This window comes from Pseudomonas campi (genome assembly GCF_013200955.2).
Classification (GTDB): Bacteria; Pseudomonadota; Gammaproteobacteria; order Pseudomonadales; family Pseudomonadaceae; genus Aquipseudomonas; species Aquipseudomonas campi.
In genome coordinates this window covers 4,315,741-4,336,647 of the sequence record NZ_CP053697.2, presented here as the reverse complement: position 1 = coordinate 4,336,647, position 20,907 = coordinate 4,315,741, and the positions used below count along the sequence as shown (strand labels likewise).

Sequence of the window (20,907 nt, the reverse complement as noted above, 5' to 3'; positions counted from 1 at the left end):
AAAAGATCGTAAACCGCCTCTAAGCCGCGTCCGGCATATAGGGCTTCCACTGCTCGGGGATCTCTTCCAGACGTGGGTAGCCCATGGCGTCCAGCTGCAGATGCGACAGCAGGAACGGGGTATGGCGCAGGTGCTGGGGCACGCTGCGCAGCTCCGGCAGCCAGAGGCTGACATAGGCGGCATCCGGGTCGTACTGACGGGCCTGGCGCAGGGCGTTGAACAGGCGCCCGTGGCGCGGGTCGCTGCCCACGCCGGCCAGGTAGGCCCAGTTACCCCAGTTGCTGGCCGGGTCGTAGTCCAGCAGATGCTCTTCGAACCAGGCCGCGCCGTGGCGCCAGTCCTGCTGCAGGTCATTGACCAGGTAGCTGGCCACCACCTGGCGACCGCGGTTGGACATGAAGCCGGTACTCAGCAGCTCACGCATGTTGGCATCCACCAGTGGCATGCCGGTGCGGCCCTGGCACCACAGGCTGAAGCGCTGGTCGATCTGCCGCGGTGCGCGCGCGGTGGCCTTCAGGCCGCCCGCCTGGAACAGCGCGCTGCCATGGCGCACCAGGGTCCAGCGGAAGAAGTCGCGCCAGAGCATTTCCAGCCACAGGCAATGGGTCGAGTCGTTGCGTCCGAACTGCGATTCGTGGCGCCGCAGCTCGGCCACCACCCGCCGCGCGGACAGGCTGCCGTTGGCCAGCCAGGGCGAGAACTTCGATGAGTACTCGCTGCCGATCAGCCCATTGCGGGTGTCCTTGTACTGACGCACGCCCTGGCGTTGCCACAGGTAGTCGCGCAGACGTGCCTGGGCAGCGGGCTCGCCGCCGGAAAAAGGGAATGCGCTGTTGGCCACGCTGAGCGGTTCACCCAGGCCCAGCTGCGACAGGCTGGGCAGTGGCGCGAACCTCGGCTCGGCGTTTTCCGGCAGGGCTGGCAGGCGGGCCGGTGCCGGGCGCGGCTGGAACACCGGCAAGCGCTGTTCGACCAGCTCGCGGAACTGGCTGTAGACCTGCGGCAGCTCTTCCAGGCTGCAGGGCAGCTCCTCACTGCGCAGCAGATGGTTGCCTGGCAGTACGCGCAGCGGCACACAGCCGAGCGCCTGGCGCACCGCGTCGAGCTGGCTGCGTTCCTCGGGGGCGATTTCGTCCAGGGTCAGCACTTCCTGCAGGCTGAATTGCTCGACCAGTTGCGGAATCAGCTGCTCGGCGCGGCCATGCAGAACCAGCAAGCCGGAGCCGCGCTGACGCAGCTCGGCGTTGAGGGCGGTGAGACTCTCCAGGAGGAAGCGTGCACGGTGCACGCCCATCCGCCGGCAGCCGAATGGGCCCGGCTGGAGCAGCGCCGGGTCGAGGATGAACAGCGGCAGCACGCGCTCGGCATCCATGGCGGCTTGAAGCGCCGGGTGGTCATCGAGGCGCAGATCCTGTTTGAACCAGAGCAACTGGCGGTGCATGACGGTTATCCTCGGGGAGGCATGCCATTGACGATACGCTGCTGTAGACCGGGCATTGCGCCGTTTATCCCCGCCGCCGATCCCCATGTCCGATCATGGGGGGCATTTGTGACGTATTTGGCATTTTTACCCTGACAACGCCCTGGCCTGTCCCGTTTGCGCTGGTGGCGGACGCTTCGACGACAGACGCCCAGACGGCTGGCTTCTAGGGTCTGTTGCCGTTTCGTTCGCGAGCCGCGTTGCTGCGCAAAATCGCGCCAGGCTAAGCGCGGGACGCAGGCAATGGCATTCCCTTGCTAAGTCCCGCAACGACGCATGGCGCGATTTTGCGCGCAACCCGAAGGGACGGGCCTGTTTTTGCACGGGACGTTGTTACTCGACGGCTCATTTGGACGACCAAACCTCGCGTCTCGTGCCCAGCCCCGCGCAAAAACGGGCTCCGTCGCGGCCGTGAACGAAACGGCAACAGACCCTAAACTGTGCGCATCTGCTTCTGGAGTTCGTCATGGATATCTTCGGCATTGCCGTGCTGGTGTTTCTGGTTACCGATCCTTTCGGCAACATCGCCATCTTCCTGGCTGCGCTGAAAAACGTCGCGCCGGAGCGGCGCATGCGCGTGGCGCTGCGTGAACTGCTGCTGGCCCTGGTGTTGCTGATGGTGTTTCTCACCTTCGGTGACAAGATCCTCAGCGGCCTTGGCCTGTCGCGCGAGGCCACGGCGATTGCCGGCGGCATCATCCTGTTCGTGATTGCCATGCGGCTGATCTTCCCCCGGCCCGAAGGTGTGCTCGGTGATCTGCCGGATGGCGAGCCGCTGCTGGTGCCGCTGGCCACGCCCGCGGTAGCCGGCCCGTCGGCCCTGGCGGTGCTGATGACCCTGCGCAATACCCACGAAGGCGCGTTGTGGGAGCTGTACCTGGCGGTCGGCCTGGCCTGGTTCGCCACGGCCATGATTCTTCTGCAGGCCTCCTGGTTGCAGCGTTTTCTCGGTGCCCGCGGTCTCACCGCAGTAGAGCGTCTGACCGGCATGCTGCTGATCATGCTCAGCGTCGACATGCTGCTGGACAACCTGCAAAGCGTGTTACACATCACTCCCTGACCCGGCATGCATGCGCGTTGCGCCGGGTTAAACTGCCGACCCGACTGCCATGCCTGCCGTGAATTCGATGCGATTTGCCCTGCTTGCCCTCACCGCCCTGCTACTGGCCGCCTGCACGGGCGGCCAAGTCATCGACGACAGCTTCAGCTCGCGCAGCCAGAGCAGCCGCGTGCAATACATCGTGGTGCACTACACCTCCACCGATCTGGCCCATTCCCTGGCTCTGCTGACCCAGGGCGAAGTCAGCAGTCACTACCTGATCGGCGACAGCCCGGCCACCGTCTACCGCCTGGTCGACGAAAGCCGGCGCGCCTGGCACGCCGGGGATAGTGCGTGGCAAGGGCGTACCTGGCTGAACGCCAGCACCATTGGTATCGAGCTGGTCAATCAGGGCTACGAACAGGGGCCGCACGCTGCCGCCTGGCAGCCCTATAGCGAAGCGCAGATCGAAGCCCTGATCACCCTGCTCAAGGATCTGGTCAAGCGGCATGAACTGCCCATCGACAGCATCATCGGCCACAGCGATATCGCGCCGCAGCGCAAGGTCGATCCGGGTCCGCTGTTCCCCTGGCAGCGTCTGGCCGAGGCGGGCCTGATCCGCTGGCCGGATTCCGCCGCCGTGGCGCGTGAGCAGGCGCGCTTCGCCGTGGCGTTACCGGATGTGCGCTGGTTCCAGCAGCAGTTGCAGCAGTTGGGTTACTCGACGCCGCAGAGCGGTGAGCTGGACAAGGCCACGCGCAATGTCCTGGCGGCCCTGCAGATGAAATACCGCCCGGCGCGCTACGACGGCGAGCCCGATGCGCAGAGCGCGGCGATCCTCCAGGTGCTCAACCAAAAGCCCTGAGCAGCTGCCCGCTAGTCTGGGGTTGAGGGTGCCTGGCAGCCGATCAGTCGTGAGTCGGCCAGGGCGGCAGTGCGGTGCACGGTGGCGGCGCGATAATCGGGGTCGGCCAACATCGACAGAAAGGCCTCGGGGGATGGGTAACGCACCAGCAGCACTTCATCCCAGGCTTCCTCCGCCGGGGCAATCAGCGCCGCACGCGCCTGTGCCAGCAGCTCCACCTGACCGCCGACACCCCTGACCTTGGCCAGTGCCGTACGACTGTAGCGGGCATAGGCCTCACGCCCGCTGCAGGGTGGGTAGGCAGAAGCCTCCGGGTACACCGCCACGGCGTGATAGCGCAGTAGGTTGAGCATCATGATGGGCTCGCCACTGGGCATCTGTGCGGCGAAGGCGGCCAGTTGTTCGCGGCTGGGATTGAGGCTGGGCATGGCGCGTGACTTCCCTCAACAAACACTGGCCGGACATGAGTGTCCGGCCAGCAGGGACGAGCATCAGCGGCAGCCAGGCTGCCGCCCTATGCGTGGCTCAAGGGCGGAAGGCACGGGCATCGGCGGCCCAGACATCCAGGGCTGGTTTGAGCGCTTTCAGGGTCAGTTGGGTGCTGCTGTTTTCCAGGTCCTGGCCATGGCCCTTGCGTACCACGCGAACCATTGGCTTGCTGGTGCGCGCATCGATTGCCTCCATCTCGACATACACCTCGGTGGTGCGGTCGCGGGTGCCGGCGGCGGTGCTGGCGGCCGCGACCACCAGGGCAATCGGGATCACTTCGTAGACCTTCAGTCCTTCGGTGGATACGTCCACGGCCGTGATCGCCGTGCGTAGCACCAGGCTGTCCATGTCGGGCTGGCTGACCACCGTCATGCTGCCCTGCAATTCACGGCGCATGGCCTGGTACAGGTAGTCGGAAATTTCATCGAGGACCGCCTGGCTGACCTGGTCGCTCGGTTTCGGGGTGGGATAGAACACCGGCTTCTCGATATACACCGAGCGATAGTGGCCCGCCTTGTAGTCTGGCGAGACCCAGCGCATCACGGGGGCGCCACTGGCCGAAGTGGCCGGCTGCAGTTGCGAGTAGTCGCCGAGGAAACCCGAATACTGGTCGGGCTGGGTGGTCTGGCTGGCGCAGCCGGCCAGCAGCAAGCCTGCAGTGAGGCCAAGGGACAGCATGAGGGGGGATTTCATCCATGTACTCCTGAGGTTGGGAAACGCATTAACTCTAGACGCTATATGCAGTGTGGCCGAGCTTGCTTGCAGTTTTATGTGCAATGCCGCTGATGGCGCGCCGCGCAGGTGACCGCTGTCCGTGGCTGCCGCTATCATCGCCGCCATCGATCGGGGGGTAAGCAATGCTCAATGGCCTGTGGCTGGGATTCTTCGTGGTGGCGACGCTCGCCGCGCTGGCGCGCTGGATCGGCGGCGACGTGGCGGTGTGGGCGGCCATGGTCGAGAGCCTGTTCGCCATGGCCAAGGTCTCGGTCGAGCTGATGGTGGTGCTGTTCGGCACCCTGACCCTGTGGCTGGGCTTTCTGCGCATCGCCGAGAAGGCCGGCCTGGTCGACCTCCTCGGCCGCGCCCTCGGTCCGCTGTTCGCGCGACTGATGCCGGATGTACCACGCGGCCATCCCGCGCTCGGCTTCATCACCCTCAACTTCGCCGCCAACGGCCTGGGCCTGGACAACGCCGCCACGCCGATCGGCCTCAAGGCGATGAAGGCCCTGCAGGAACTCAATCCCAGCACCACGGTGGCGAGCAACGCGCAGATCCTCTTTCTGGTGCTCAACGCCTCGTCGCTGACCCTGCTGCCGGTGTCGATCTTCATGTACCGCGTGCAGCAGGGCGCCGAGGACCCGACCCTGGTATTCCTGCCGATTCTCCTGGCCACCAGCGCCTCGACCCTGGCTGGCCTGCTGGCGGTGGCGCTGATGCAGCGCCTGCGCCTGTGGGACCCGGTAGTGCTGGCCTACCTGATTCCAGGAGCCTTGTTGTTGGGCGGCTTTATGGCCCTGCTCGGCGGGCTGTCCGCCACGGCCCTGGCGGCGCTGTCGTCGCTGCTCGGCAATCTGGTGCTGTTCGGCCTGATCCTGCTGTTCCTGTTGGTGGGCTGGCTGCGCAAGGTGCCGGTCTACGAAACCTTCGTCGAAGGGGCGAAGGAAGGCTTCGATGTGGCCAAGAGCCTGCTGCCCTACCTGGTCGCCATGCTCTGCGCGATCGGCGTGCTGCGTGCCTCCGGCGCCCTCGATTTCGGCCTCGACAGCATCCGCAGCCTGATCGAGTGGCTGGGTTGGGACACCCGCTTCGTTGATGCCCTGCCCACCGCCCTGGTCAAGCCGTTCTCCGGCAGCGCGGCGCGCGCCATGCTCATCGAGACCATGCAGACCCACGGTGTCGACAGCTTCCCGGCCTTGGTGGCGGCGACCATCCAGGGCAGTACCGAGACCACTTTTTATGTGCTGGCCGTGTACTTCGGCGCGGTCGGCATCCAGCGTGCCCGCCATGCGGTGGGCTGCGCGCTGGTCGCCGATTTGGCCGGGGTGCTGGCGGCCATTGCTGTGTGCTACTGGTTCTTCGCCTAAAAAGATGTATTCGCTCAGCCTAAACATTCGACCAATACTGACGCTAACCCTTGGGCATCCCTTATTTCACCTAGGAGTAGGTCATGATCCTACGTTCGGTCAGCGTCGGTCTGCGCAACTTGATTGGTTTCGGTGCGCTCACCCTGATCCTGCTGGTCACCGGTGGCGTCGCGCTCAGCCAGATGTCCAGCCTGCGCAGCGATTTGCTGGAGGTGAAGGATGTGTGGATGCTCGGCCTCGACCTGATGGGCAAGATCAAGTCCGAGCGCCAGCTGCTGCGCCTGGCCGAGTACGAGTTGGTCACCCATCCGCAGAACGACCAGCGCCTCAGTGCCGAGGCCCAGGCTATTCGCGAGCGGGTGGCGGGCTACGATAAGAACTATGAGGACACCATCATCGATGACGAAGATCGTCGTCTGTTCGGTGATTATCACGACAAGAGCCTGGCCTATGAAGCTGCCCTCGCCAAGGTGGTTGCCAGTGTGCGCGGTGGCCAGCTGGATCCGGCAGCGGCCGAGGAATCGGAGGCCCGCTTCGGCGAACTGACCACGGCCCTGGACAAGCTGATCGAGCTGAACAATCGTGGCGCGGCGGCTGCCGGCGCGCGCGCGGAAAAGAATTCCGACAACGCCACCTGGGTTTTCAGCCTGATTCTCGCGGCCAGCGTGCTGTTCACCATGCTGGCCGCCTGGCTGCTCAGCCGCAGCATCACCCAGCCGTTGGCGCAGCTGGCCGAGGCGGCGCAGCGTATCGCCGGCGGCGACCTCACTCAGTCGGTAAGTGCCGAGGGTGCCGACGAGGTGACCCAGGTGCAGCGTTCGCTCGGTGGCATGCAGAACACCCTGCGCGAGACCCTGCAGAGTATCCAGAACTCGGCCACCCAGTTGGCCTCGGCGGCCGAAGAGCTGCACGCGGTCACCGAAGACTCGTCCAGGGGCATCACCCGGCAGAACGACGAAATCGAGATGGCCGCCACGGCGGTCACCGAGATGTCCGCGGCGGTCGACGAGGTGGCGCGCAACGCCAACCACACCTCCGACTCCTCGCGCGAGGCGGAAGAAACTGCCGAGGCCGGGCGGCAGAAGGTCAGCACCACGCGCAGCACCATCGAGCAGCTCAGCCAGCGCCTGCAGCTCACCTCCAGCACCATCGCCCGCCTGGCCGAAGAGGCCATCGCCATCGGCCGCGTGCTGGAAGTGATCCGCACCATCGCCGAGCAAACCAACCTGCTGGCGCTGAATGCCGCCATCGAGGCGGCGCGGGCCGGCGATCAAGGCCGTGGTTTTGCCGTGGTGGCCGACGAAGTAAGGGCCCTGGCCCAGCGCACGCAGACCTCGACCCAGGAGATCGAGCGGATGATCAGCGCGATCCAGAGTGCCAGCCGCGAGTCGGTGGATGCCATGGGCCAGAGCAGCGAGTACGCCAGCCGCAGCAGCGACATGGCCAGCGAGGCGGACAGCGCCCTGGAAGTGATTGCCCAGCGCGTCAGTCAGATCAACGAGATGAACCTGGTGATCGCCAGTGCGGCGGAGGAACAGGCCCAGGTGGCCCGCGAGGTGGACCGCAACCTGGTGGCGATCCGCGACATCGCCGCGCAGAACGCCACCGGCGCGCACCAGACCTCGGTGGCCAGCGACGAGCTGGCGCGCCTGGCCAGCGACCTCAGCGGCATGGTGCAACGCTTCCGCCTGTAGCAGCGGCCCGCGAGCCCGCAATGGGCGTTCGCGGACATGGAGCTGGACACACCTCTGGCTCTTGCGAGCTGCCTTCCCGGATTGCATCCGGGCTACGGAAAAGCCAGTCACTGTAGCCCGGATGCAATCCGGGGCGCGTTCCCTACTTCAGCCCCAGACGCGTGGCCAGCCGGTGCAGGTTGGCGCGGTCCAGGCCCAGCTCGCGTGATGTGGATGCCTACTTTCTCGGGCCCAAGCCGTTTATGGCCCAGCTCAAGCGCGACCTGCGCGTGCCGGCGCAGCAGAGCCGCTACAAGTTCTTCGGCCCGGCCGCCGCGCTGGACGCCTGAGGGTCGCTCCCGGCCGCCTGCAGCCCGTGGCGGCCGGGCACTGCTGGCAATTTACGACTATGGTTTATCTAGGTATGAGCCTGTTGTGATTGCGGGTGACCGACCATGAAAAATTGGACTATTCGGACAAGGTTGTTCGTCCTCATCGTCCTGATGATGGCGGGCAGCCTGGCTATAGGTGTCAGCGGCCTGCATGGCCTGCGCGGCGTCCTGGCCGACCTCAACAGCGTTTACCTGGACCGCGTGGTGCCGCTACGCGACCTCAAGGTGATCGCCGACCTCTACGCGGTGAATATCGTCGATGCCAGCCACAAGGCGCGCAATGGTGGGATCACGCCTGCCGAGGCGCTGCGCCAGGTGGAGGAGGCCGAAGGCAAGATCGGCACGATCTGGCAGGCCTACAAACAGACCCAACTGATCGCCGAGGAAGAGCAGCTGATCGCCCAGATCGAGCCGCTGATGCAGGCCGCGCGTGATCCGCTGCAACGACTCAAGACGATCCTGCGCGACAGCGATGCCGAGGCCCTGGCGAGTTATACCGCCAAGGAGCTGTACCCGCGCATCGACCCGCTCTCCGAGCAGTTTTCCAAGCTGATCGAAGTGCAGCTGCACGAGTCCGAGCGTAAGTACAACGACGGCCTGGCTCTCTACGAAAGCAACTTCACCCTGATCAGCGTGCTGCTGCTGGTGATCCTGCTCGGCGGTGGCCTGCAGGCCTGGATGATGAGCCGTGGCATCAACCTGCGCCTCACCGAGCTGCGCGAAGTAGTGGCGCGCAATGCCGGCGGCGACCTGACCTTGCCGGTGAAGGTCAGCGGGCATGACGAGATCAGCGATGTGCAAGAGTCCTTCAAGCTCATGCAGGAGACCCTGCGCGAGACCCTGCAAGGCATCCAGGGCGCGGCGGTGCAGCTGGCCTCGGCCGCCGAGCAGTTGCATGCGGTGACCGAGGAATCGTCCCGCGGCATCACCCGGCAGAACGATGAAATCGAGATGGCCGCCACCGCGGTGACCGAGATGTCGGCGGCGGTCGACGAGGTGGCGCGCAACGCCAACCACACCTCCGATTCCTCGCGCGATGCTGAGCAGACCGCGTTGAGCGGACGCCAGCAGGTCAGCACCACGCGCAGCACCATCGAGCAGCTCAGCCAGCGCCTGCAGCACACCTCCAGCACCATCGCCACCCTGGCCGAAGAAGCCATCGCCATCGGTCGGGTGCTGGAAGTGATCCGCACCATCGCCGAACAGACCAACCTGCTCGCGCTGAATGCCGCCATCGAGGCGGCGCGGGCCGGTGATCAGGGCCGCGGTTTTGCCGTGGTCGCCGACGAAGTAAGGGCCCTGGCCCAGCGCACGCAGACCTCGACCCAGGAAATCGAGCGGATGATCAGCGCGATCCAGAGCGCCAGCCGCGAGTCGGTGGATGCCATGGGCCAGAGCAGCGAATACGCCAGCCGCAGCAGCGAGATGGCCAGCGAGGCGGACAGCGCCCTGGAGGTGATTTCCGCGCGCATCAGCCAGATCAACGAGATGAACCTGGTGATCGCCAGTGCCGCCGAGGAGCAGGCCCAGGTGGCCCGTGAGGTGGATCGCAACCTGGTGGCGATCCGCGATATCGCCTCGCAGAACGCCACCGGCGCCCACGAAACCTCGGTGGCCAGCGATCAGCTGGCACGCCTGGCCAGTGATCTGAACGGCATGGTGCAGCGCTTCCGTCTGTAGCCGCTGCCTGGGCGGTAATAAGTGCTTTGCTCCCCTCTCCCGTTCACGGGAGAGGGGCCGGGGGAGAGGGTTGAGCAGGCTACTTGTAGTGGTCAAGTGCGCCCCTCTCCCTAACCCTCTCCCACAAGTGGGAGAGGGGACTGTCCGTGTTGCCTGAAGGTCCTTACCCCGTGCATGGCCACTGCATTTTTCTTAAGTGAACGGCATTACTGCCTGGGCGGGGCTTGGCCTGGGCGCGGATAACTGCGCTCCCACAGTGCGTAGCCCATAGCCCAGTTCAAGCCCTGGGCCTACTCGACCACCTTGAAGCGCAGCACGCCGATCTGCTGGCCGGTCTCGGTCACCACGTGCACCTGCCAGTTGCCGACCACCGTTTCGGGGAAGTTGCGCTTGTGCGTCCACGCCCGGTAGCCGCCCTTGCGCCCGCCGTTGATATCCAGGGCGATGCGGTCGACCTCCACGCCGGCATGGCGCCAGACATGGTAGATGCGTTCGTTCAGCCCGCGCGGCGCGCTGATCGCGGTGTAGGCATACAGGCCCTCGCTGCGCAGCTGCTGCACGCTGACCTGCTGCAGGCTGCGGCCGGGAGTGCGCTGGTGCAGCTCGGCACTCACCGCCACGTCGGTCAGCCACAGGGTGGCCGGCGGAATCCACGGCCGCGCCCACCAACCGCCGACGCCCAGCGCCGCCAGCAGGCCGAACATCGCCAGCCAGCGCCGCCAGTCGTGCAGCAGCAGCGCGCTGGCCAGGCTCGGTACGGCCAGCAGCAGGGCAATACCGAGGGCCAGGCGGTAGCTCTCGGCGGTGGTCTGCTGCAGCAGCAGCGGCAGCGCGGTGAGCAGCACGGCGAACAGGGTCAGGGTGTGGTAGCTCAGGTACAGCCAGCGCCGCGCGGCCAGCCACTTGTAGTACAGCGGATCGATGATGGCGAGCAGGGCGGCGGCGCCGAGCAGGCTGGTGAACACCAGCTGGCCGCTGTTCCAGGCGGTGGTAATGAAGAAGAACGGCAGGACAAAGAACAGGCTTTCCTGGTGGATCAGTTGGGTCAGATAGCGCAGCAGCGTGGGCGGAATTTCCAGCCCCAGCCAGCGCGCCGCGCTGCGCGTGAGCAGGCCTTCGAGCAGCAGCCAGGCCCAGCTCAGCAGCATCAGCACGGCGATCACCCGGCCCACGCCCTCCTGGCGATCGACCAGGATGAAGCTGGCCACCCCGGAGCAGAAGCCGAAGGCGGCAATCAGGCCGGGATAGCGCTGCAGCAGGGCGAGCAGGCGCAGGAAGTGGGGTTTCCAGTGTGGCATGGGCGTCGGCGGCGAGGTGTTGCGGGGCGCGCATCATCGCATGCCGGTTCGGACTCGTCAGTGCGTTTGAGCGCTTAGCGCCTGCCTCTTGGGAGACGACTGCATCCATGCAGTCGTCTCCCGTGAACAGGAGAGGGAGCAAAGCGCTCCGTGGCGGCCCTGCACGCCGTTGTGGTGTGCAACAAATCCACCCGAACGTACGCTCAGTGCTGGGTCGGCGGCCCGGGTTCGACCTCGGCGGGCTCGGCCAGCGGCGCGGCGGCGGCTGTCTCCTGCGGTGGCATCTGCGCGCTGGGCTGGCTGCCTTCCAGCGCTTCGACCAGGGCATAGGCGCTGCTGCAGAACAGCGAGTTGAGGCGCTTCATGTCGGCGATCAGCTCCAGGTGCAACGAGCTGGTCTCGATGCTCTGCACCACCTGCTGGCTGAGGCGGCCGACGTGGGCGTGGGCCAGCTTGCGTTCCTCCTGGCGGAAACGGCGTTTCTCCGCAATCAGGCGCTGGGCGTTGGCGTGGTTGCCATTGAGGAACACGTTGAGGCCCAGGCGCAGGTTGTCCTGCAGCAGGCCGAGCAGGCCGGTCAGTTCCTCCAGGCCGCTGGCGGAGAAGCTGTAGTGGCGCGAGCGCTTGTGGTTGTCGAGCTTGCCGGCCATCTGCTCGATCAGGTCGCCGGCGTGCTCCAGGTTCACCGCCAGCTCGATGATTTCCGCCCAGCGCCGGCTGTCGTGGCCGGCCAGGTCTTCGCGCGGCATCTGCGCCAGGTACAGCTTGACCGCGCTGTACAGCGCGTCGACATCGTCATCCAGGCGCCGCAGCTGGCGTCCGGCTTCCGAGGAGCCCTCGCGCAGCACCTCCTGCAGGTGGCCGAGCATCTGCTCGATCAGGTCGCCGATGCGCAGGGTCTCGCGCACCGCGTTGGCCAGCGCCAGGCTTGGCGTGTCGAGAGCGCTGCGGTCGAGGTGGCGCGGCTCGGCCACGCCTTCCGCACTCTTGCGCTCCGGCAGCAGCAGGGTGCACAGGCGCGCCATCAGGTTCACCGTGGGCAGCATCAGCAGGCAGCGCAGGCTGTTGTAGAGCAGGTGGAAGCCGATCACCAGGCTCGCCGCCGACAGCTCAAGGCCATCCATCCAGTTCACCAGCGGGGTCACCAGCGGCAGCACCAGCAGCAGGCCGAGCAGCTTGTACAGCAGGCTGCCGATCGCCACGCGGCGCCCGGCCGCCGACTGCATGCTGCTGTTGAGCAGGGCCAGCACGCCGCTGCCGATATTGGCGCCGATCACCAGGCCGATGGCCACCGGCAGGCTGATCATGCCGCTGCTGGCCAGGGTCGCGGTGAGCAGCACGGCGGCCAGGCTGGAATAGGTGAGCAGGGCGAACAGCGCGCCGACCAGGGCATCCAGCAGCAGGTCACCGGTCAGTGAGGCGAACAGCGCTTCCAGGCTGTTGGATTCGGCAATCGGCCTGGCGGCCTCGACGATCAGGTCGAGGGCGAGCAGCAGCAGGCCGAGGCCGATGGCCACCCGCCCGACCTGGCCGGCACGGCGCTGCTTGCGCGAGAGAAACAGCACCACCCCGGCGAAGATCAGCAGCGGCGACAGCCAGGACAGGTCGAGGGTCAGCACCCGCGCCATCAGCGCGGTGCCGACATCCGCGCCGAGCATGATCGCCAGCGCCGGGGCCAGTCCCATCAGGCCCTGGGCGACGAAGGAGGTGACCAGCATGGCGGTGGCGTTGCTGCTCTGCACCAGCGCGGTGACGCCGATGCCGGCGGCAAACGCCTGCGGCCGCTTGGCCACGCTGTGGCTGAGGATGCGCCGCAACTGCGAGCCATACACCCGCAGGATGCCGGTACGCACGATATGGGTGCCCCACACCAGCAGGGCGATGGCAGACAGCAAATTGAGCAAGGTCAGCATGGCGCAGCCTCCAGTGGGGCTCGCTCGATGGGCGGGGGTGGCTTGTCGTCGGGCTTGCGCCGTGCGCCGCCTCCCTTGATCTAGCTGTAGTTGCTGTTGTCCATCGGCGCCAGTGCGCGCGCCCTCAACGCGGCGATTGGCGCCCCCAGAACTGCTCCACCAGCAACTGCAGACGCTCGGCCAGGCCGGCCACATGCTCTGCGCTGCTGCGGCTCTGGTCGCTGGCCACCACGGTGCTTTCGTTGGCCTGGCGGATGCCGTAGAGGTTGCGCTGGATATCGTCGCCCACTGCACTCTGCTGCTCCACGGCGGCGGCGATCTGGATGCTCATGTCGCTGATCTGGCCGACCCGCTGGGTGATCCCGTCGAGCGCCTGGCTGGCTTGCAGCGCCTGCTCGACGCTGGCGCCGGCCTGCTGCTGGCTGCGCTGCATGGCCGCCACCGCCTGGGCGGTGCCCTGCTGCAGGGTGGCGATGATGGCGTTGATCTCGGCGGTGGACTGCTGGGTGCGCGAAGCCAGGCCGCGCACTTCATCGGCGACCACGGCGAAGCCACGCCCGGCCTCACCGGCGCGGGCCGCCTCGATGGCGGCGTTGAGCGCCAGCAGGTTGGTCTGCTCGGCAATGCCCTGGATCACTTCCAGCACCTGGTTGATCTTCTGCCCGTGCAGTTCCAGCTGGTGGATCACCAGGCTGCTCTGCTGCACCTCGCCGGCCAGGCTGGCGATCAGCTGGCGGGTCTGCTCGACCAGTTGCAGGCCGTTGCTGGTCTCCATGTCCGCCGCGCTGGCGGCGCTGGCACTGAGCTGGGCATGCCGCGCCACTTCCTGCACGCTGGCCGCCATCTGGCCGATGGCGCTGGCCACCTGAGCGGTCTCGCCCTGTTGCCGCAGGCTGGCCTGGCTGCTGCTGTCCACCGCCGCGGCCAGTTCGCTGGCTTCCTGGCTGAGCTGGCGCGCCGAGTCGGCGATGCGCCCGACCACCGCGCCGGACTCGGCCTGCAGGCTGCGCAGGGCAAAGGCCAGCTGGCCGAACTCGTCGTTGCGCGCGGTGTACACCCATTGGCTCAGCGGGTTGTCGGCGATGCGCCGGGCCTGTTCGGTCAGTGCCCGCAGCGGGCGCAGGCCCAGGTGCAGCAGGCTGCCCAGCAGGGCCGACAAGCCCAGGCCAGCGGCCACGGCCGGCAGCAGTGGCAGGGCTCCGCTCACGCCGAGCGCTGCCGCCATTGCCAGCAGCGGAGCGGCTGTCAGCAGGCTCAGGCGCGCGGCCAGGGCCAGCCGCGGTGGACGCAACTGGCGTGGCGTACGTCCGCTGCGCAACTCGGCGTAGAGCTGTTCGGCGCGGGCCACCAGCTCCGGCTCGGCGCGGGTGCGCACCGACTGGTATTCCACCACCTGGCCATTGCGCAGCACCGGCGTGGCATAGGCGCTGACCCAGTAATGGTCGCCGTTCTTGCAGCGATTCTTCACCAGGCCCATCCACGGCCGGCCGCTTTTCAGGGTCTGCCAGAGATGGGCGAAGGCCGCCGGCGGCATGTCCGGGTGACGCACAATGTTGTGGTTGCGGCCGAGCAGTTCCGCCTCGTTGAAGCCGCTGATGGCGATGAAGTCCGGGTTGACGTAGCTGACCGCGCCCTTGAGGTCGGTGGTGGAGAGGATGTTGGCGTGGGCGGGTACGTCCACCGCACGCTGGCTGACCGGCAGGTTGATCTTCATGGGCTGAGCTCCTTGCTATGCGCCGACTGGCTGGCGTGATTCACGGGGGGGATGGTCTGGTCGAACAGGCGCTCCAGTTCGTTGGCCGCGCAGGGCCGGCTGAACCAGTAGCCCTGGGCCAGGCGACAGCTTTCCTGGCGCAGGAAGTCGAGGTGCGCGGCCTGTTCCACGCCCTCGGCGACCACCTCCAGACCGAGGCTATGGCCGAGGCCGATGATCGCCCTGCTGATCGCGCCCAGCTCGGCATCCTGCGGGGCGCCGTCGATGAAGCTCCTGTCCACCTTGAGGATGTGCAGGGGGAAGCGCTTGAGGTAGCCGAGCGAGGAATAGCCGGTGCCGAAATCGTCGAGGGCCAGGCGCACGCCGAGGCTGGCCAGTTCGCGCAGGGTGATCAGGGTGGCGGTGCAGTCCTGCATCAGCTGGCTCTCGGTGATCTCGAGAATCAGGCTGGCCGGCGGCAGGCCGCTGCCTTGGAGGATCTCGGTGAGCCGGGCAACAAAGTCGTCCTGCTGCAACTGGCGACTGGACAGGTTCACCGAGCAGCGCAGCTGCGCCTGCCCGGCCAGTTGCCAGGCGCGCACCTGGCGACAGGCCTGCTCGAGCACCCAGTCACCGACGCGGAGAATCTCGCCGGACTCTTCCAGCGAGGCGATGAACTCCTGCGGCGGCACCAGCGCGCCGTCCTGACGCCAGCGCAGCAGGGCCTCGACGCCGACCAGCTGCGGCCGGTCCTGGTCGATGCGGTAGATCGGCTGGTAGTGCAGGACGAATTCGTCGCGCTCCAGGGCCTGGCCGAGGGCGCTTTCCAGCTCCAGCTGATGCCGCGCGCTGGTCTGCAGCTCGGCGCTGTAGCGGGCGAACTGCGCCTTGCCGGCCTGCTTGGCGCGGTACAGGGCGAGGTCGGCGGCCTGCAGGGCATCCTGCGAGGCATCGCTGGCCTGCAGCGCGGCAATGCCGATGCTGGCGCTGACCACCAGGGTCTGCTCGGCCAGGTGCAGCGGCAGGTGCAGGCTGTCGAGCATGCGCTGGGCGACCTGCTCGGCGTCGCTGGCGCAGGCCAGGTCGCAGAGCAGCACGACGAACTCGTCGCCACCGAAACGGCACAGGTGGTCGCCGGGGCGCAGGCACTGGCTGAGGCGCCGGCCGACCTCGACCAGCACCTGGTCGCCACAGGCATGGCCGAGGCTGTCGTTGATCAGCTTGAAGCGGTCGAGGTCGATGAACAGCAGGGCCGCCTGGCGCGCACCGACCTTGCCCAGTTGCTGCAGCGCCTGCGCCAGCAGCTCGTCGAGACGCAGGCGGTTGCCCAGGCCGGTCAGCGGGTCGTGGCGGGCGGCGTGGCGCAGCTGCTGCTCGACCGCCTTGCGCGCGCTGATATCGCTCTGCGAGCCGGCGATACGGCGTTGCCCATCGGCATCGCTTTGCGCCACGCCGCGCACCAGCACCCACAGGTAGTCGCCGCCGTTGCGGCGCATGCGGTACTCGTGGTGCACCAGGGCGCTGGCACCGCTGAGGTGCGCGTCGATGGCCTGGCGCAGGCCGGGCAGGTCGTCCGGGTGAACCCGCGAAAACCAGCTGGCGCTGCCTTCGCCGAGGCTGTCGCGACTGAGGTCGAGCATGCCCGCCCAGCGTTCGGAGACGTACAGCCGGTCGTGCTCCAGGTGCCAGTCCCAGATGCCGTCATTGGCCCCGCGCAGGGCGCGGGCGAAACGCGCCTCGCTGTCTTCCAGGGCCTTGCGCTGGGCGGCGCTGTAGGTGTCGATGGCCAGGGTCATGTCGAAGAACACCGCCTTCAGCAGGCTGGCGTACAAGGTGCGCTGGGCGTCATCGGGGAACAGCTCGGTGAGCATCGAGTCGAGGTACAGGCGGTAGCCACCCAGGTACCACTTCAACTCCACCCCGGCGACCTGGTGAATCAGGCCGATGCGCAGGCGGCTGGCCAGGTAGTCGCCGTCATAGGGGCCACGCCACAGGCGCTGGTAGTAGTCCAGCTGGCTGTGCTTGAGGCGGCCCAGGGTGGCTTCGTTGCTGAGCAGGCTGGCCGGACCGGGGAACTCGCCCAGGTGCTGGTAGAGCCGCTCGACGAAGGCCTGTTGCGCCGGTGCCATGGTCTCGGCCGCGGCGCTCAGGCGTGCCGCATCGGCGGCCTGCCAGTCGAGCAGGCGGCAGCGCTCATCGGCCTCGGCCTGATCCAGACCGATGCGCCGCATCAGTTCCTGGAGTGCTGCAATCGGGCCCATATGTCCTCCCTGTTGTTTTATTGCGGGCATAAAAAAAGCGCCGGACGCCGCGTTCTCGGGGAACGCGGTGTCGCGGCGCTTCGTCTTGCAGGCCCATGTGTCCTGCCCGGCAAAGCCGGTCTCCGCGGGTGGCGGAACCTACTGCGGTCTGTTCTACCTTATTGCGTGGGTGCTGACAATTCGCCTAACAGCTGTTGCAGACGCTGGCGCAGATCCGCCAGCTCGCGCGACTTGAAGGCATGCCGGGAGCGTTCGAGCACCTCGATGGCATCGGCCAGGCCGGCATGCAGGGCGGCGTGGGCCGGCAGCGGCTGGTCCTGCAGCCAACCGCACAGCGGCGCCTGGCTGCAGTCTTGCGCGCGTGCCAGCACGGCGCAGTCCAGCCCGTCGCTGTGCAGCAGACGCCGCACGCGGCAGGCCATCTGGGGGTCGCCATGGGTGATCAGGATGCTGGGGGTCGTTCGCGGCATGACTGCGGGACGCGCGCTGGTTTTCGTGGTGCCACTTTAGGTGGCCTCTGGCCAGCTGACTTTGACCTGAGTCAAGGCCAGGGTTGCCGCCGATCGCTTGCCGTTCTCGCAGGGTAGGCGCCGTTGCCACGCTTTCATCGTGCTCGCTCCGGCGCCTTGCTGGTAACCTGACGCTCTTTGCAAACTGCCTGGCCGCCCCATGCTCAACCTCTTCCACGCCCCCGACCTGGAAACCCTCGGCGCCCTGGCCACGAGCCTGCTCGCTCAGCCGCAACGCGACCCCTTCGCTCCGGCGCGGGTGGTGGTGCCGAGCCAGGGCATCGGCCGCTGGCTGACCCTGCAGCTGGCGCGCGAACAGGGCATCGCCATGCAGCTGGAAGTGCAGTTGCCCTCGGCCTTCGTCTGGGAGCTGTCGCGGTTGGTGCTCGGCCAGTTGCCGGAGCAGTCCGCCTTCACCCCGCTGACCCTGAGCTGGCGCCTCTATGACTGGCTATGCGAGCCGGCCAACCTTGAGCGCGCCGAACGCCTGCAACGCTATCTGGAGGGTGGCGACGAACGCCGGCGGTTGTCCCTGGCCAGCCGCATCGCCGACGTGTTCGACCAGTACCTGCTCTATCGCGACGACTGGCTGGCCGCCTGGGAACGTGGCGAACTGTGCGACCTCGGCGCCGACGAAGCCTGGCAGGCCCTGCTCTGGCGCGAACTCACCGCCGACGGCCACCCGCACCGGGCGCGTCTGCTCGATGACTTGCTGCAGCGCCTGTACGACCCCGCACCGCTTGCCGGGCTGCCCGAGCGCCTGCTGGTGTTCGGCATCAGTGCGCTGGCCCCCCATCACCTGCGCGTGCTTGAGGGGTTGGCGCGGCATACCGAGGTGGTGATCTTTGCGCTCAACCCGTGCCGCGAGGCCTGGGGCGAGATTCGCGATATCCGTGAGCTGGCCAAGCAGCCCCACAGCGCAGCGGTTGCTCAAGCGATGAGCCCGGACGAGTGGTATCTGGATGTTGGCCACCCGCTGCTGGCCAGCCTCGGCAAGCAGGGCCGCGACTTTTTCGACAGCCTGTTCAGCCTGGCCTCGGCCGAAGGCGGGCAGGAAACCGGTTTGTACAGCGAAGACGCCGACCTGGTCGACGACAGCCTGCTGCACGCCCTGCAGCACGATATCCTGCGGCTCAGAACGCGTAGTGCGGACGAGCGCATCGAGCTGCGCGAAGACGACCGTTCGCTGGAGCTGCATATCGCTCACTCGCCGCTGCGCGAAGTGGAAATCCTGCATGACCAGCTGCTCGCCCGCCTCAAAGCCGAGCCCAGCCTGACGCCGGATCAGGTGGTGGTGCTGACCCCGGATATCGAGCGCTACGCCCCTTACATCGAAGCCGTGTTCGCCCCGCGCGAAGGCGCGCCACGTATCCCCTTCAGCCTGGCCGACCGCAGCCTGCGTGCCGAGCTGCCGCTGCTGGAAGCCTTTGTCGACCTGCTCGCTTTGCCCGAGAGCCGCTTCGCCGCCGAGGAAATCCTCGCCTGGCTGGAGCAGCCGGCCATCGCCCGCCGCGCCGGCATCGAGCAGGAAGACCTGCCGCTGCTGCGCGACTGGCTGCGTGACGCCGGCGTGCGCTGGGGCCGCGACGCCGGCCACCATGCCGCCCTCGGCCTGCCGGCGGACAACGCCTTCACCTGGGCCCAGGGCCTCGACCGCCTGCTGCTGGGCTTCGCCGCGCCACCGCAACTGGCTGGCGACGGCATTCCCCTGCTTGGCGACAGCCTGCCGCTGGACGCCCTGGAAGGTGCGCGTGGTCAGCTGCTCGGCCGCCTGTGCGCCTTCGTCGGCAAACTCGCCGGCCTGGCCGAGAGCCTGCAGCGGCCGCGCCCGCTGGCCGACTGGGCGCTGGATCTGCAGGCGCTGATCGACAGCCTGTTCGACGAGCGCGAAGCCGGCGATACCTTGCTCCTGCTCAGCCAGGCCTGCGCCGCCCTCGCCCGCCAGGCTGCGGATGCCGGCATCGTGCGGCCGCTGGAGCTGGCCCTGGTACGCCAGCAGCTCGGCACGGCGCTGGAAGCCGGCGGTGGTGCCTCGGGCTTTCTCACCGGCGCGGTGACCTTCTGCACCATGGTGCCGATGCGCAGCCTGCCGTTCCGCCTGGTCTGCCTGCTCGGCCTGGACGACGGCGCCCTGCCGCGGCGTACTCCGGCGGCCGGCTTCGACCTGATCAGCCACAAGCCGCGGCGTGGCGACCGCGCGCGGCGCCTGGACGACCGCTACCTGCTGCTGGAAACCCTGCTCTCGGCACGCGACGGCCTGTACCTCAGCTACGTCGGCCGCGACCCGCGCGACAACGCGGTGCTGCCGCCTTCGGTGCTGGTCAGCGAACTGCTCGAAGCCGTCGACATCACGGCTGTTTGTAGGAGCGAGCTCTGCTCGCGAACCCAGGCCGAGCAAGCGCTTCGCGAGCAGAGCTCGCTCCCACCAGAGCAGAAAGCCAGCGCCGCGATCACCGTCGCCCACCCGCTGCAGCCCTTTGCCCCCGGAAACTTCCAGCAGACCGGCCAGCAACTGGGCTTCGCCAGTTCCTGGTTCCGCGCCGCCCAGCGCCTGGCCGAGGCACCGCTGCTGACCCCGCCGCCGTTCATCAGCCAGCTGCCAGAGCCGGGCGAGGACTGGCTAACCATCGAGCCGGCGCAGTTGCTGCTGTGCTTCCGTAACCCGGCGCGTTTCCTCCTCGAACAGCGCCTCGGCCTGCGCCTGGCCGACGCCGAGGAAGCCATCGCCGCCGACGAGCCTTTCGCCCTCGAAGGCCCGGCCCGCCGCGGCCTGCGCCACCTGGCCCTGCAGGCGGTGGAGCGCGACTGGAGTGAGCAACAGGAACGGCGCATCGCCCGCGCCGCCGGCTGGCTGCCCACCGGCGAGCTGGGCCACGCTCTGTGGGGCAAGCTGCGCGGCCCGGTACGCGCCTTCGCCCCGCGGCTGTTCGAGGCGCGCCCCGAGGAAGCGCCGCAACCGCTGCTGGTGGATATCACCCTGGCCGGCGTGCGCCTGCATGGCTGGCTGGACGGCGTGACCAGTGCCGGCCTGTTCGACTGGCGACTGAATGCGCCGAGCGCCTGGGACCTGCCCGGCTTCTGGCTGCGTCACCTGCTGCTGAATGTCGCCGCCAGCGACGGCATCGCCCGCGACAGCCTACTGGTTAGCCCGGCCGGCGACTGGCAGCTCGGCGCCCTGGCCAGTCCGCGCGAGCTGCTGGAGCCCTGGCTGGCCGCCTACCGCGAGGCGCTCAGCGCGCCGCTGCCGTTCCTGCCGCGCAGCAGTTACGAATTCGCCAAGGCGCTGGTCACCCCCAGCGCGCGCAGCAAGAAAGAACCCATCGAGGTGGCACGCGCCAATGCGCAGAGCGCCTGGCTCGGCGCCGACTTCAACCCGATCCCCGGCGAGGCTTTCGACCCCTGGAACGCCCTGGCCTTCCGCGAGCGCGATCCGCTCGGCGAGCGCTTCGAGCAACTGGCCGAACAACTGCTCGGCCCGGCGCTGTTGGCCCTGGCCGCGGATGACGAGGAGTGACGGGGCATGCACCTGGA

14 protein-coding genes and 1 pseudogene are annotated in these 20,907 nt (G+C 67.6%); 7 read left to right on the top strand and 8 right to left on the bottom strand.

Annotated features, from left to right (window positions below):
- Window positions 1-19: 19 nt before the first annotated feature.
- A complete protein-coding gene (locus HNE05_RS19870) occupies window positions 20-1,441 on the bottom strand; it encodes a DASH family cryptochrome (protein WP_173210618.1) in 1,422 nt (473 codons plus the stop codon).
- Window positions 1,442-1,946: 505 nt separating this feature from the next.
- Between HNE05_RS19870 and HNE05_RS19865 the strand changes: the two genes are divergently transcribed.
- Both HNE05_RS19865 and HNE05_RS19860 read left to right on the top strand, forming a co-directional pair.
- On the top strand, window positions 1,947-2,540 hold the full coding sequence (locus HNE05_RS19865) for a MarC family protein (RefSeq protein WP_173210616.1): 594 nt from the start codon (window positions 1,947-1,949) through the stop codon (window positions 2,538-2,540).
- Window positions 2,541-2,607: 67 nt separating this feature from the next.
- Window positions 2,608-3,384: an N-acetylmuramoyl-L-alanine amidase gene (locus HNE05_RS19860; RefSeq protein ID WP_173210599.1), complete on the top strand. Its 777-nt coding sequence runs from the start codon at window positions 2,608-2,610 to the stop codon at window positions 3,382-3,384.
- Between the two features lie 11 nt (window positions 3,385-3,395).
- Here HNE05_RS19860 and HNE05_RS19855 read toward each other — a convergent pair whose 3' ends face one another.
- Window positions 3,396-3,812 carry a DUF1330 domain-containing protein gene (locus HNE05_RS19855; RefSeq protein WP_173210597.1) on the bottom strand — a complete coding sequence of 139 codons (417 nt, stop codon included), beginning with the start codon at window positions 3,810-3,812 and terminating at the stop codon, window positions 3,396-3,398.
- A gap of 97 nt (window positions 3,813-3,909) precedes the next feature.
- The gene (locus HNE05_RS19850; RefSeq protein ID WP_173210595.1) at window positions 3,910-4,566 is read right to left on the bottom strand and encodes a DUF3313 domain-containing protein; all 657 of its coding nucleotides are present in this window, start codon (window positions 4,564-4,566) and stop codon (window positions 3,910-3,912) included.
- A gap of 164 nt (window positions 4,567-4,730) precedes the next feature.
- Here HNE05_RS19850 and HNE05_RS19845 point away from each other — a divergent pair, with 164 nt between their 5' ends.
- The 4 genes and pseudogenes from HNE05_RS19845 (at window position 4,731) to HNE05_RS19830 (ending at window position 9,702) form a co-directional block, all read left to right on the top strand.
- On the top strand, window positions 4,731-5,957 hold the full coding sequence (locus HNE05_RS19845; RefSeq protein ID WP_173210593.1) for a nucleoside recognition domain-containing protein: 1,227 nt from the start codon (window positions 4,731-4,733) through the stop codon (window positions 5,955-5,957).
- An 83-nt stretch (window positions 5,958-6,040) separates the two neighbouring features.
- Window positions 6,041-7,651: a methyl-accepting chemotaxis protein gene (locus HNE05_RS19840; protein ID WP_173210591.1), complete on the top strand. Its 1,611-nt coding sequence runs from the start codon at window positions 6,041-6,043 to the stop codon at window positions 7,649-7,651.
- 167 nt (window positions 7,652-7,818) lie between these two features.
- Window positions 7,819-7,980 (top strand): annotated as a pseudogene (locus HNE05_RS19835) (NO-inducible flavohemoprotein); the annotation flags it as partial.
- A 105-nt stretch (window positions 7,981-8,085) separates the two neighbouring features.
- Window positions 8,086-9,702: a methyl-accepting chemotaxis protein gene (locus HNE05_RS19830; RefSeq protein WP_173210590.1), complete on the top strand. Its 1,617-nt coding sequence runs from the start codon at window positions 8,086-8,088 to the stop codon at window positions 9,700-9,702.
- Between the two features lie 290 nt (window positions 9,703-9,992).
- Here the strand turns inward: HNE05_RS19830 and HNE05_RS19825 are convergent, their stop codons facing one another.
- The 5 genes from HNE05_RS19825 to HNE05_RS19805 all read right to left on the bottom strand — a co-directional run bounded on the left by HNE05_RS19825 (window position 9,993) and on the right by HNE05_RS19805 (window position 17,337).
- Window positions 9,993-11,000: a DUF5924 family protein gene (locus HNE05_RS19825; RefSeq protein WP_173210587.1), complete on the bottom strand. Its 1,008-nt coding sequence runs from the start codon at window positions 10,998-11,000 to the stop codon at window positions 9,993-9,995.
- 203 nt (window positions 11,001-11,203) lie between these two features.
- A complete protein-coding gene (locus tag HNE05_RS19820; RefSeq protein ID WP_173210586.1) occupies window positions 11,204-12,913 on the bottom strand; it encodes a Na/Pi cotransporter family protein in 1,710 nt (569 codons plus the stop codon).
- A gap of 124 nt (window positions 12,914-13,037) precedes the next feature.
- Window positions 13,038-14,627 (bottom strand): methyl-accepting chemotaxis protein, encoded by a 1,590-nt coding sequence (locus tag HNE05_RS19815; protein ID WP_173210584.1) that lies wholly within the window; start codon window positions 14,625-14,627, stop codon window positions 13,038-13,040.
- Window positions 14,624-16,867, bottom strand: coding sequence for a putative bifunctional diguanylate cyclase/phosphodiesterase (locus HNE05_RS19810; RefSeq protein ID WP_173210582.1), 2,244 nt, complete (start codon window positions 16,865-16,867; stop codon window positions 14,624-14,626). Before HNE05_RS19810 ends, HNE05_RS19815 begins: the two co-directional genes overlap by 4 nt.
- Before the next feature lie 158 nt (window positions 16,868-17,025).
- A complete protein-coding gene (locus tag HNE05_RS19805) occupies window positions 17,026-17,337 on the bottom strand; it encodes a hypothetical protein (protein ID WP_173210580.1) in 312 nt (103 codons plus the stop codon).
- A 199-nt stretch (window positions 17,338-17,536) separates the two neighbouring features.
- Between HNE05_RS19805 and recC the strand changes: the two genes are divergently transcribed.
- Window positions 17,537-20,890, top strand: a complete 3,354-nt coding sequence (gene recC / locus HNE05_RS19800) for an exodeoxyribonuclease V subunit gamma (RefSeq protein ID WP_173210578.1) — start codon at window positions 17,537-17,539, stop codon at window positions 20,888-20,890.
- The last annotated feature ends 17 nt before the right edge of the window (window positions 20,891-20,907 follow it).